This is a genomic window from Bacillus sp. MN7755 (assembly GCF_054771475.1).
The window spans coordinates 16,163-29,491 of record NZ_BTRL01000025.1; the positions used below are offsets into that span (position 1 = coordinate 16,163).

A 13,329-nucleotide genomic window follows, 5' to 3' on the forward strand; every position below is an offset into this window, starting at 1 on the left:
ATTTCTTTTCTTGAGGCTTTGTTTTTATTTCAAAAAAGAAATCATAATTTTCTCTAGTTCAGCCTTATTTAACACATCATCAATAATTACAACTTGATAAGAACTGTCCTTTCCTTTTGCAGGAACAATCATTTTCATGCCCTTTATATTACTTCCAGTCATTTTACCAAAGGTGAATTGTGCTCCTTCCAGTTCATAATTTTCTATCTTGTCATTGTCATTAATCCATTGATAAAATGGATCTCTTACTCTTTCTAAAATGGAAGATTGATAAATTGTATAACCAAACTCCCCAGCTCTATATTCTGAGCTCATGATAGGATCCAGCTTTTTTGTTGTAACGACTGGTTCAACTTTTTCCCTCTTCAGTTCATAACCTTTTGCTACATAATTAGGTTTCTTAATTGGAAAATCAAATGGACGAGATGTGAAATGCGAATAAATTTTCCCCCATAATGGTTCAATAGCTTTACTATTCTCCTCTATTTTTTTTTGATCGTCTCGTTCTAAATATTCAGGTTTCCCTACTGACCTTATCTTCTTGTCTATAATATATCCCTCTGTTTGCAATTTGATGAATTTATCAAATTCTTCTTTTGTTAACAGACTCTGTGCCACTTCCATTTCTTCAAGTAAATATTCATATCGCCCTTCTGAAACATGAAATTCTGCAAATGCTTGTTCTTTTGTACCAATCATCTTCTCTACAATTTGCTGAATAGGAACTTCAGTTTGTGCTTTTGCTGTTTTAAAATTATTTTTCACTTCTGTTGTTTCTTTCTGCTGGTTAGTTGGTATATCAGCATGTGCATTTAATAAAGATACAGATGATACAGCAAGAATAGCAACAACTCCAAATGCAGACCAACGATACGAGTTCTTTTTAAATTTTTTAATCATAAGAATTCTCCTTTTTAATGTTCTTTTATTTCTACTTAAGTTCGCTAAGCTTGGTACTTGATAATAACTTGAGTAGTGTTCTAAAAGGGTAATAATAGTATGACCATATGCAAGTTTTTCCTCTGAATCTATATATGTAAGAGCTAATGCATCACACGCCAGTTCCTGATCTTCACGCATGCATGAGTAGGCATACCAAAGAATTGGATTAAACCAATTTAGAATTAGTAACATATGCATAAGCCAATTTACACCAACATCTCTTCGTTTAATATGAGCTAGTTCATGATGAAAGATATATCGTAACTGTTGCTCATCTAATACTTTCATATGTGCACTTGACAATAACAACCTTGGTCTAAGGAATCCGCAAACAGTTGGACTCGCAATTTTCCCAGCTGAGAGAAGTGGAATATCTCGCTTAACGGACATAGATTTCTTACAACTCTCAAAAATTTTACTAATCTTTTCATCTGTAATAACGGGTTGCTTTTTTATATAGAAAAGTAAACGCTTATTCATAATGATGGTGGCAAAACATAGAATGATAACCCCAGCAAGCCAAATATATAAAACGATTGTATAAAATGAAACCGTTTCATCATTTTGCTTTTCATTATTATGCATTTGTTTCTTATCTTTTTTAGCTGTTTGTGTAGAACCATATGTATAGGTCTTTGTACCACCTATAGCTGTCGATTCTTGTATACGACGATCTGCGAAGTCTTGGTGAGAAGTAACTGGAATTCCATTACTGTACGAAAGAATAGAATAGATACTGTAGGAACTATCTGGTGACCATGGCAATAAAAGTCTTACAATTAATATTATCCATAATAGATACTGCCATCGTGGGGGTAACTTATCTCTAAGAAAGATTTTGATACATAAGATTAGACCAACTAATATACTTGCCATAATAGAGGTTTCTACCACCCAATCAAAAAAGCCAGGTAGATAGACGTTTACAAACATATCTATCATTATGATTTATCCTTCCTTTGATTTTCCTCATTCTTCTCATCTAAAATACGTTTGAGTTCGTTAATATCCTCTGAGGACAGCTTTTCTTCTTTTAAGACATTCACAAGTAAAGGTTTAAATGCTGCACCATAGAAACGTTTGAGAAGCGATTTTGTTTCTACATGTAGATAACTATCTTGCGACACTAAAGGATAATAAGCATACATACGCCCTTTATCCTGATGGTAAGAAACCGCTTCTTTTTGGACTAATCGATTAATAAGCGTTCGAATCGTTTTCGGCTTCCAGTCCATCGTTACTTCTAGCGCTTCAATCACTTCATTTGCTGTTTGAGGAGATCTTGACCAAAGAACTTTCATAACTTCTAACTCAGCTTCCGATATTTTAGGTAATTCTTTCATTATTTAAAATCCCACCTTTTATATTACACTTGTAATCTACAACTCAATATTACAAGTGTAATCCTAAAACGTCAACTGTTTTTAGAACAATCAATATAAAGGTAATATTCAGAAATAATACAATAAGCTATTCTTTCTGTAGAATCATAGCAAATATTCCTCTATTCATCCCATATCGATGCGCGAGAAACAACATTAATTATTATTCTCCAAAACAATAACAAAAATGGACTTGTTATCAATTCTTTTTTTGTTAAACTCCTTTAAAAAATCATAACTCAAACAGAATTCGCTATTCTTAGTTACTAAATATTAGTTATGTTCACAATTTCGTAACATGTATAGACAGGTATATATGTTTTAATCAACTTAGCAAATTACAAATAAATTTGCATTTCCTGTGCCCCTTACCTCCCAGTAAGGGGCGTACCCTTTTATAAATATTATTTCAATACAATTTTCCCCACATCATTTTCACAAATGTAAAAATTCTCATATATTAGACTTCATACAACCTTTTCCAATGAACAATATACCGATACACAAATCCCTATTTATATAGGGATTTTTTTGTACGAGTCCCCTCACCATCAATTTAAGAATTAAAAAAGAAGGGGAATATCCCCTCCTTTTACGCTTGCTCCGACTGTCGAAATTATTTAATGTACCCACGATTCAGTTCCGTTAACTTTTCATTGATATTAAAAATTCTTACTCTAATATCTTTAACACCAGCTGCTTCCAGTCTGTTCTTGTGCATTTCAGCGTATTTTTCAGCATCTTGTTTTTCTTCAAATACATAGATGCCTCCAGCTTCTTTTGTTTCTTGATTCTCAGTCCATATTTTCCAATGGAATCCTTCTTCTTCGTTAATACTGTTTGCTAAATCCCAAAATCCTTTTTCCATTTCTTCACCAAAAGGACCTTCAAACGGAAAATCCACTTGTAATAAATATGCCATCTTCACTCACTCCTATTTTTAATATAAAATTCTTGCCATTCTTTTACTAATTATAATTTTTTTGATTCTAATGATGATACTGTTTACATTCGTATTGCTATTATTCCACCACTAATTTGAAAATCCTACTATTTGTAAAATACCCATAAAACGGTAGCAATTTGAACGCAAACAGTTTTAAATTATGTTTAAAAAATGTGATACAAACTTATCCCTAAACTAAGGACAAACAAAACAAGCGCAGGTATTGCTTTCTTAAAGGGATCTCTCGCTAATACAATAAGAGTTAATGCAGCTGCAAGCATCGTACCGCCTAACAACAATCCTGCCAATAAAGCTGCCATTGGAACCCAAATTCCTATTAACATTCCAATTGCTCCTACAATCTCAAAAGCTCCAGTTAAGAAATTAAAAAACGAAGGTAAACCAAATCGCTTAAACTCATCTGCCATTTTCCCAGATATAATTTTCGTTCCTGTCATTAAAAAGAACAGAAACAATACTACTTTTACAATATTGATGAAAATTAAAATAGTCATCACACCTTTCTTATTATTTGATAAAAACTCAGTATTGTTCAGATAAAAGTCACTATCCGAACCCTATTTCCTGAGATTGACCATATGAAATTCGCTTCAATTTACATTACCCTTTTCAATATGAAAGGGATAACAATTGCATGATATAGCATATATAATACAAAAAAATTTGACTGGTACTAGGCAAAAAAGTGATCCTGAATTAAATATTATAAGAAATAAAGCTATCTCCATCAGTCTTCGAAATAAACAAATTATATGCTATAGCATATATAATACATAAAATAAAGTTTGTTCCTTATGAATAGAATCAATAAGGAACAAGTATTAATAGCGTGTATCATACAATTTGTTTAATAATGATTGTAATACTTTAATCTCTTCTTCGCTCAAATTACTCGTAACGAAATGGTGAGCGTCTGTCACTACAGGCAAGATTGTTTTCTTTAATTCGTCACCTTTTTCAGTTAAAAACAGGTTGTGTGAACGTCTATCTTGGTTATTCAAAGCCTTCTTTACAATTCCTTTTCTCTCCATTGACTGTATCATTCTTACGACAGTAGTTTGATCTTTATCAATAGCTTCTGCTAACTCTTTTTGAGTAGTAGCCCTGTGGCTACAAAGAACACTAATAATCCCCCACTGCTCTGGCGTAACTCCATAAGGCTTTAATTTCTTCGTAAAATAATTAGTCATTTTCACATCAGTACGATGAACAAGATAGCCTATTAAATCATGTAAGTTCATGTATCACCTCTATAAATTAGGATATAAAAGGATATAGCATACCAGTCAATTATTCACAGTAAATGTATTTGTTTCACTAATTATATGCTATGACATACATATTAAATTAGGTCATTTTAATTGTCAAATGAATTACCTATTATTTTTCTACAGTATCAGTCCAGCTTATTTAAAAATAAGAAAATCCCGTATTCAATAAAAATACGGGATTTTTATCAATAAGTTTATTTTTTAAATTAACACTTACTCGAAAGCAATTCATTCGTTACATATTACATATCTAATTAAGAAAAATTCAGATACCAGCCCAAACATCTTTTCCATATCGCCCTTCATCTTGCACACGATCCAACCAATTCCTTGCTTCTTGTTCACTGACTTCATGAATTTCTTGATATGCTTGACACAGGGTATCTTCTACATCAGGAGCCATTTTACTTCCATCCCCACATATATAAAGGTGAGCTCCATTATCTAATAATGAAATTAAATTGATTCTATCTTGTTTTATTAAATGCTGTACATATGTTTTTGGATATCCTTCTAGGCGAGAAAAAGCTGTGTGTAAAGAGATTAATCCATCTCTTTCATCATTTTCTAGTTCTGTACGATAGAGATAATCCTTTTCAGGATGACGACAACCAAAGTATAGATGTGCTTGTCCTAAGTTAATACCTTTTTGCTTTTGAACACGACGCGCTTGCAAGAATCCACGGAATGGTGCAATTCCAGTACCTGGTCCAACCATGATAATTGGTGTTTCTGGATTTTCAGGTAATTGAAAGTTTGATTGTGGCGTTCGAATGAAACAGATAATCTCATCTTTATTATGACGCTGAGCTAAATAATTAGAAGCGACTCCTTCATATGTCCCTTCCCCACTCCATGCAGGCGCATTAACAACACCAACCGTAATGCTCAGACGATCCTGTGCAACGAGTGGAGAACTTGAAATAGAATAGTAACGCGGTTTGAGCGCAGGAAGAAGTTCTAAAAAACGTTCAAATCGGATTTCACAAGCCTCATACTTTTCAAGAAGATCCAACATTGAAATACGTTTCTTTAATATTTGTTCATGATAAACTCCGTCTTCCAATAATGATTCCAATTCCTTTTTATGAGGAGGGCATGCTGTGAATGTCACCATTTCTCGTATTTGTGCTCGAGTAGCTGCTTCTTGAACTTCGACACTATAACTAAGAAGGTCAAATAAACTAACAGGACTGTCTAAAGGTATGTGATTTACACTGCGCCCACTTGCGCTCAGTATGACTTGATCCTTCCCGTTTAATCCAAAGCGTTTTAAAACTCGGTTGACATTTTTCTGACTATTAATTGGCAGCACCCCAAGGTGGTCTCCTTCTTGATACGTAGCGCCTTCTGGCAAGGATATCTCGATATGTCGAGTGCTTCTATCACTGCTGGATGATTGGAGTTCACGATTTTCTAATACAGACGCATAAACTGCTTCATATGTTCGCGCAAGAGGAGATCCTCCAAGACGACTGACAAATTGTAAACTTAATGTACTGCGTTCTTTCTCCATGTTTTTGTTAAGTTCCAATCCAAATGCCTTCATCGCATCAGACCACATGCTTTGTTTCCATTGCTCGAGTTGTTCCTCGAAATCACCACTTGCATCCGCTTCTCCACGTGTAGAAAATCTTGTTGCTCCTTTTTGCGCCATTTGCTCATCAATGTATCTTGGAATTCGCTGATAAGTACTAGCCCAATTATGATCTCCACAACCAAAAACTGCGTATTGAACACCTTTTAGCTCGTCCGGTTTTAATTCCTTCAACCATTGCACAAACTGTCCTGCATTACTTGGCGGCTTTCCATTATAAGAAGAAGTTACAATAAGAACCGCTCCTTCTTTTGGCAGACTTCCAATTCGATCGTTAAGAGCTGCCACTTCCGTTTGAACACCTTCTAAACTAGCTGTATCTGCTAGTTCTCTTGCAATACCTTCTGCTACCCCTGTATCCGAACCATACAGAACAAGCAGCGAAAGATTATCGGCTCCAATAATAGAAGGAGTCTTCTGAACTTGCTGCTTAATTTCATGGTTTTTCAGTTTCTCCTCTGTAGGTGCAAGAACAGTAGTATGGCTAATAGTTTGATTTCGGGGTAGAATCCTAATTTTAAAATCACCAGGCTTTAGCGTTAATGTTTGTTTTACGTTCAGCTGATAGTCTTGATAATCGATGAATTCAAAATGTTGAAGCAGCATTCCCATTACGAGTGTTGCTTCATGAAGTGCAAACTGCATACCGATACATGCTCTCTGACCATTTCCAAATGGCTTATAAGCATGATGTGGGATCTTATCCAGCTCTTCAAATCGTTCAGGTTGGAATTCTTCCACATTGTCTCCCCACGCATCTTTATCCCTATGTAGCTGTGGAATAAGAACAGAAATGCGATCTTCTCCTTTCTTAATTGGATATTTCCCACCAATCACTGTATCTTCTTTTGCATAGAGACTGAATGCTGGAGCAGTAGGCCATAGACGTAGCGATTCATTTAAAATCATCCGTATATACTTAAGTTTCATAACTTGTTGGTATGTTGGAGTAGGATCTGTCAATACCCGATCTACTTCTTCATAGGCTTTTTTCAACTTATCCGGATTTTTTAATAAAAAATAGATTGCAAAAGATAACAAGCCACTTGTTGTTTCATGTCCAGCTATTAAAAAGGTAATAATTTGGAAACGAATATTTTCATCATCTAATTTTTCACCAGTTTCCGGATCCTGCACATTTAACATACGGGAAAGTAAATCATTTTCTTCCTGATTTTCATTACTTTTACGTTCAGCAATAATATTATCTACTAAAGAAAACATGGATTGAATATCATGCTGAAATTGACGTTTCGTTCTCCACATGAGTTTGTCTTCTATATCCAATCGCTGTAATTGGTGCATCGCCTCGTCTAGAGCACGGGTCATGCTAGTGATAAAAGGATGAGAGGTCTCACGATAAAAGCTATTAAATCGGTAATTAAAACCACATAGACCAATTGTATCTAATGTAAGGCGAGTCATATCCTCTGGAACATCCACGTTTTCATTTGGATTAAGTCTTGCCCATTTCTGAACGAGTTGTACGGCAATATCGACCATCATGGCATGGTAATCTTTCATTGCCCGTTGGCTGAATGTAGGCATCAAAATATTATGAGCTTTTTTCCAGTTAGGCTCGTGAGTCTCGCTTGTAAATAATCCGTCTCCAGCAAAGGCACGAACCTTTGCTAAAGCACCCTCTATACTTTTATCGAACCGTGTTTCATCACAGACTTCTGCTACCAGTTCATGTCCAGAAACGACAATGATGGTATCACTTAAAGTTTGAATTTGAAAAATGGGACCATACTCTTCCGCTATCTTGATAAAGGATAAGGTCGGTTTATCTTTATCGATTAATGGGAGATTACCCAGCGGTCCATATGTTTTCGGTTGAGGAATGGCAGATACTTTTTTATCCATTAAAAACACCCTTTCAAAAAAGCATGAAATAAAATATCCCATTCAATAAAAAGAAGATAGCAATGAATCGCCTGGGATAAAGATATGTAATTGATTACCTTATTTTATCTTTTCCCTAACTATTCATGATTATGATATTGCTTATAAGGTTGGTAATTAGATTTATAACTTGTAGAAAAAATACTAAATTAAAATGAAGCGTATTATTATAATGTCTATCAGAAATTGAAAGCTAAAGATTGTAGCATTGGGAAATCCAGTAGTTTCTAATGTCTATGCCAACAAATACGATAAGCAAGTATACTATGTTACGAATGAAAAAGGATCTGATATGAGTATCAGATCCTTTTTACTATATATAATTATTTCACTGTTTCTTTCAGTTCTTTTGCCGTTTTAAATACCAGCTTCTTAGCAATAGAAATTTGCATTTCTTCATAGTCTAACTAATCAGCAAAAAACTTGTAGGAATCATCATCTAGAGTTTTATTTTACTCTACCGATTTAACTTCTCGACTGCTTCCGGGCTTGTATCTACACGTTTAACGAAAAAAACTAATAGTAGTGCAACAACATTCATCCCAAGCGCTACATAGAATGAATATTGAATTCCGGATAATAAAGCCTTCTGAGTTACTATTGCCTTCGTAGCTTCTGTGAAGGTTGTTGGATCTAATTCAGACATTAGACTTTCAGCTTTTGTTTTTGTTACAGTATTCATAATCGTAACAAGAATAGCAGTACCAATCGAACCGGACACTTGTTGAGCTGTATTATTAACAGCCGTACCGTGCGGATTTAAGCGAGTCGGCAATTGATTAAGGCCATTTGTCATAAGTGGCATCATCACCATTGCCATCCCAAACATCCGCAAAGTGTAAATAAGAATAATATGTGTGTGACTAGAGTCGAGTTGCAGGTTTGCCAGCATATAAGTTGAAACAGCTGTAATGGAAAGTCCTACTATGCCAAGAATTCTAGGGCCATATTTATCAAATAATTTACCTGTAATTGGTGACATAACCCCCATTATTACCGCACCTGGAAGCATCATCAGCCCAGAGCTCAGCGGCGAAATACCGCGGACATTTTGTACATAAGCTGGTGTTAAAATCATCCCCGAAAACATAGCCACCGCATTGACAATTGCAATTACAGACGCAAGTGCAAACATTGGGTACTTGTAAACACGTAAATCTAATAAAGGCTCATTCATTTTTAATTGACGGATAATGAAAGCAATTAGGGAAATAGCGCCTATGATTAAGGTTGTTAAGACAACTTTATTCGTCCAACCATCGGAGCTTGCAGAACTGAATCCATATAACAAACCGCCAAAACCGACAGAAGATAATAGTAATGAGAGATAATCAAGCTTTGCATTTTTGTTTTGTCTCATGACATTCTCCGATTTCCAAATCCCTAACAGTAAGCTAATGATTGCTAGCGGTAAAATCATTTCAAACAGCAAACGCCAGTCATAGTACTCTACAATATAACCTGATAGTGTCGGTCCAATTGCTGGAGCTGTAATCATAACTAATCCAAAAATCCCCATTGCTGTTCCCCTTTTTTCTCTTGGAAAGCTTACTAGCATAATATTCATTAACAAAGGTCCCATGACTGAAGAACCTGCTGCTTGAACCATCCGACCAGTAAGTAATAAACCGAAGTTCGGCGCTACAGCCGCTAAGGCTGTACCAAGAATAAAAATCACCATAGATGTAATAAATAAGCTCCTATTAGAGAAACGGGTTATTAAAAATGCTGATGCCGGAATTAATATACCACTTACAAGCATATACCCTGTAGAGAGCCACTGGATCGTTGAATAATCTTTAATGTCTAAATCCTTCATTATTGATGGCAAGGCTACATTTAAAAGGGAGTTATTTAGAAATGAAACAAATGCCCCAATAAAAAGGATTACAAGCATTAAATATGGTGGTTTTCTTTTATGTAATGTTTCATTCATATATTTATTTGCCCCTTCATTATAAATTCCATTGATTCGTTTAAATCGTTTGCATATTTGCACAAAAATACATTATCCTTGCAGTATTTTGCCAAACTCTTCGAATGGATATTCTCTTTTTAGCAATTCTACTTGCTCAACATAACACTTTAAAATCTTTTTATTGATTAAACCTTTATAAACACGTTTGTTAATCGAAATTAAATTAGGGTGAAATAAATAAAAGGAGCAACTGAACATACCCTTCTAAAATAAAGTGAAACTTTAATCCGTGGAGCTTTTACAGGCAGCCCACAAAAAATAGCGGGATAAATCAAGAAGACCACACACCCATTCCTTTAAATACAGGCTTGTAAATCTAGTTATGTAACCATCCATAACAAGGAATATTACATAGGCTAAGTCTAACATTAGATTTTTAAAGTGAGGGGAATAAGCTTATGTACCAATATTGGCATTTGAATTCAAAGGGAAACGGGGAACAATATAATAACCAAATTTCAATGTCATCATTATATTCACAGCCCCAAATAACTAAAGCTGAGGGAATGAATGGTTTGAATATTTCTGAGAATTGGAGTTGTCGAGTCTATCCATTTGGTTGGAATTCACCAGCCAATTATACGGGTTTTAATCCCCAACCCCAACCCTTCTCTTTGGGACAGCCAATCCATTATGCAGGGATGATGCCCCAAGGATATCCTGCTAATTGGACTCCATTACCAAGCCATGCAGGTTTTCATTTTCAAAAACCTCCCTTCCCCTGGGCCCAACCATTCAATCATGCAGGGATGTTCGCACAAGGTCATCTTGCCGCTTTACTATCGCCGCCAGCTAAAGCTTTTAAATTTAGTACCAATAACTGGGGTGCTTTCGGAAACTCTCCAGGATGGGGAGGACAGGTAAATCCCATGGGATGGGGGAATAACGGAGGGATCGGTCAGCCAGGAATGCTTGGAAACTTACTTGCAGTAGGAAAAAGCAGCATGAATGGAATAGGAATGATTAGTAGTCTAATCGGTATGGGGAAGTTCTTCTTTTAGTTAATTAGAACGGGAGGATAGATCCGTAGCCCAAACTTAAAAACAATTTCCTTTTTCATTGATTTACTCTTCTCAAACACGGCCCCAATACTCCCTCCAAGTTCGTTTCCTCGTCTTTCAAATTATAAAAACATCAAGAAAAGACATTCCAAATATGGAACGTCTTCTTTCACTTTATAAAACCATTCAACAATCTAAAATATTCTAACCGACATACTCACTCATTTAACTAAAAAAATCGGTTAATTACATAATGCTCTTCTAACTTTCCTTGCGAAATTTAGTGGATCATCAACGTCTTCAATATTAACGTAAATCAAATTTGGTTCATCACATAACCACTCATTGTGTATAGACGAAACGATTATTCCTTGTTTAATAATTGTAGCAACAAATCCATTGACTTCTTTTTGCAATAGCGCTACCCGGCCTAGACATAATGCTCGTCCAGTTTTATTATCTCGTGATTCGAATGAGAAGGAAGTTGTTACTCTGAAACGTTTTCCTAAGATTGTCGCTTGTATTCCATCTCGATTTATTGTTGCCACGCATTTCCCACCGGCGAATCCTTCTTGGCCACCGATAATTCTTGCAAACTGTTGACAAATTAATTCATCATTAAACGCCATACCTTGAATCATCCCCCTTTTACTGTTAGGTTATGAATGAATACTTAGGTCTGAAACGGTAATGAATCTATTCTATTTATAATAACTTAAGAGTTGTGGAAGAAATTCTTCTTTAACTAACGAGTTAATAGAAGTATGGATATTTGCCACTATTGAGGACTCATCCCATCGTTATCAAGCTAAGAAAGGCACCTACCCCCAAAAACAAAAATTATATGCATCATTGACTATTGTTAATAGGACGTTATGTCATACAATGGAGTTAATATTAGAAAACTGTGAGGATGATTACGTTGATAAAATTTGCAATTAGTTATGCTGCAAGTCTGTTTGCTTTTATTTTTGGATGGTTCTTGATTTCATATATTTCTCATCCTAGCTTTATTCACCCGAACGTTGTATTAGGATTCATTAAAACGATCATCACTTATGGTAGTATTCCAGCTCTTGTAGCTTGTCTAATTGGGGAAGTGTTATACAGGAAAATCAAACGATGTAGAGAATTTCAATTCGGAATTCCTGTATTTATAGGACAAGCAGTTATCTATACACTTATACCATTTCTTTTTCTTTTTCCTTTTAATTTTTCCCATTTCTTTGATTTCGTTGTACCTGTTATTATGGGGGCCTTATCTTTTTATTTAGTACGTAGAAAAATATAATTAACTTCAAGAGTGTGACAGAAAGAAGCCGGAGTGAGTAAAACCACACTGTATAACCATACAGAGCTCAAAGAACGCATCAATTCTTGCGAAACCAACATCTCTAGCAAGATCCCGTAAGGTATTTGGAGATAAAAAACTTTGAATCTCTTGAGCAAATAGTTGTAATTCATCAGATACAGAAATAGGCATACAAAAACGCTATCCTTTCCTATGATTCTACAAAAAGAATAGCGTATTTTTTTCAATTTAGGGGGGGTTTTGTTGAATTAGCTTGATAGCGATTGGTGGTATCCCTTATAGGATAATAGAAGTTTGCATTTTTAATTTTTTCACACTCTATTAACAAGGCAGTTATAGCATCCTGGTTTAGCGTTAAGAATGTGAATATATTCTACTTCTTTATTATCAAAAATTTCATCTATATTTTCTCTTAAATTTACACCTTCTGTAACCCTTGCTTCTACAATCATTGAATCAGTATTTTAGCCGCGTACAGATAGATACCTATGATGTAACATATGCGGAATTTCATTTACATCTAGCTTAGCAGTAGTTGCTCCCTTTCGCATAAATATAGGACCACTTGCTTTATAAGGCGAATTAACACTATGATATTGGTAATTCAGTAATATTACCTCTTCTCCTACCTCTGCATCCTTCAAACTTATCCTGCAAGGATATCCAGGATTTTTATTTGCTATTATTTTGACTGCCCCGATACTTTTTAATACTTCTTCATTCATTAGAAATAGGTTATTAAACTCCTTCTCTTGCAACGCAACGATTTGAAAGTTATTTCTCATATTCTATCCCTCCTTAATTAGTTGTTATAAAGCATTTTACTAATAATGCTACCACTAAAGTTCATAAAACTTGTTCAATAATCTTGCCCGTTTGTTGAGGATTGAATTAAAAAGCTTACAATTCTATAACAGAGAAAAAATGGCTTATTATTGTTCAATACAAAGTTGTTTACTTTTAATCAATCAGTA

Annotated in this window: 10 protein-coding genes and 1 pseudogene; 2 read left to right on the forward strand and 9 right to left on the reverse strand. The window is 34.9% G+C overall.

Annotated features, from left to right (window positions below):
- Positions 1–24: 24 nt before the first annotated feature.
- The 7 genes from ACYVEC_RS24400 to ACYVEC_RS24430 all read right to left on the reverse strand — a co-directional run bounded on the left by ACYVEC_RS24400 (position 25) and on the right by ACYVEC_RS24430 (position 10,000).
- The gene (locus tag ACYVEC_RS24400) at positions 25–1,884 is read right to left on the reverse strand and encodes a M56 family metallopeptidase (protein ID WP_199678014.1); all 1,860 of its coding nucleotides are present in this window, start codon (positions 1,882–1,884) and stop codon (positions 25–27) included.
- Positions 1,884–2,288: a BlaI/MecI/CopY family transcriptional regulator gene (locus ACYVEC_RS24405; protein WP_098556336.1), complete on the reverse strand. Its 405-nt coding sequence runs from the start codon at positions 2,286–2,288 to the stop codon at positions 1,884–1,886. The genes ACYVEC_RS24400 and ACYVEC_RS24405 overlap by 1 nt, the downstream gene beginning before the upstream one ends.
- A 652-nt stretch (positions 2,289–2,940) precedes the next feature.
- On the reverse strand, positions 2,941–3,246 hold the full coding sequence (locus ACYVEC_RS24410; RefSeq protein WP_000323771.1) for a monooxygenase: 306 nt from the start codon (positions 3,244–3,246) through the stop codon (positions 2,941–2,943).
- 188 nt (positions 3,247–3,434) lie between these two features.
- Positions 3,435–3,785: a DoxX family protein gene (locus ACYVEC_RS24415; protein ID WP_000153831.1), complete on the reverse strand. Its 351-nt coding sequence runs from the start codon at positions 3,783–3,785 to the stop codon at positions 3,435–3,437.
- Positions 3,786–4,112: 327 nt separating this feature from the next.
- Entirely contained in the window at positions 4,113–4,532 is a 420-nt protein-coding gene (locus ACYVEC_RS24420) for a MarR family winged helix-turn-helix transcriptional regulator (RefSeq protein ID WP_098556335.1), read from the reverse strand.
- Positions 4,533–4,827: 295 nt separating this feature from the next.
- Positions 4,828–8,025 carry a bifunctional P-450/NADPH--P450 reductase gene (gene cypD, locus ACYVEC_RS24425; protein WP_460508770.1) on the reverse strand — a complete coding sequence of 1,066 codons (3,198 nt, stop codon included), beginning with the start codon at positions 8,023–8,025 and terminating at the stop codon, positions 4,828–4,830.
- Between the two features lie 496 nt (positions 8,026–8,521).
- Positions 8,522–10,000 carry a DHA2 family efflux MFS transporter permease subunit gene (locus tag ACYVEC_RS24430; protein WP_199678012.1) on the reverse strand — a complete coding sequence of 493 codons (1,479 nt, stop codon included), beginning with the start codon at positions 9,998–10,000 and terminating at the stop codon, positions 8,522–8,524.
- A gap of 440 nt (positions 10,001–10,440) precedes the next feature.
- On the opposite strand from ACYVEC_RS24430, the gene ACYVEC_RS24435 reads away from it, so the two are divergent.
- Complete coding sequence (locus ACYVEC_RS24435) at positions 10,441–11,043, forward strand: hypothetical protein (RefSeq protein ID WP_063222279.1); 603 nt, start codon at positions 10,441–10,443, stop codon at positions 11,041–11,043.
- A 242-nt stretch (positions 11,044–11,285) separates the two neighbouring features.
- Here the strand turns inward: ACYVEC_RS24435 and ACYVEC_RS24440 are convergent, their stop codons facing one another.
- On the reverse strand, positions 11,286–11,672 hold the full coding sequence (locus ACYVEC_RS24440) for a DUF1259 domain-containing protein (RefSeq protein WP_063222336.1): 387 nt from the start codon (positions 11,670–11,672) through the stop codon (positions 11,286–11,288).
- Positions 11,673–11,956: 284 nt separating this feature from the next.
- On the opposite strand from ACYVEC_RS24440, the gene ACYVEC_RS24445 reads away from it, so the two are divergent.
- On the forward strand, positions 11,957–12,334 hold the full coding sequence (locus ACYVEC_RS24445; protein WP_063222280.1) for a hypothetical protein: 378 nt from the start codon (positions 11,957–11,959) through the stop codon (positions 12,332–12,334).
- A gap of 332 nt (positions 12,335–12,666) precedes the next feature.
- Here ACYVEC_RS24445 and ACYVEC_RS24450 read toward each other — a convergent pair.
- Positions 12,667–13,140 (reverse strand): annotated as a pseudogene (locus ACYVEC_RS24450) (DUF1203 domain-containing protein).
- Positions 13,141–13,329: the final 189 nt, after the last annotated feature.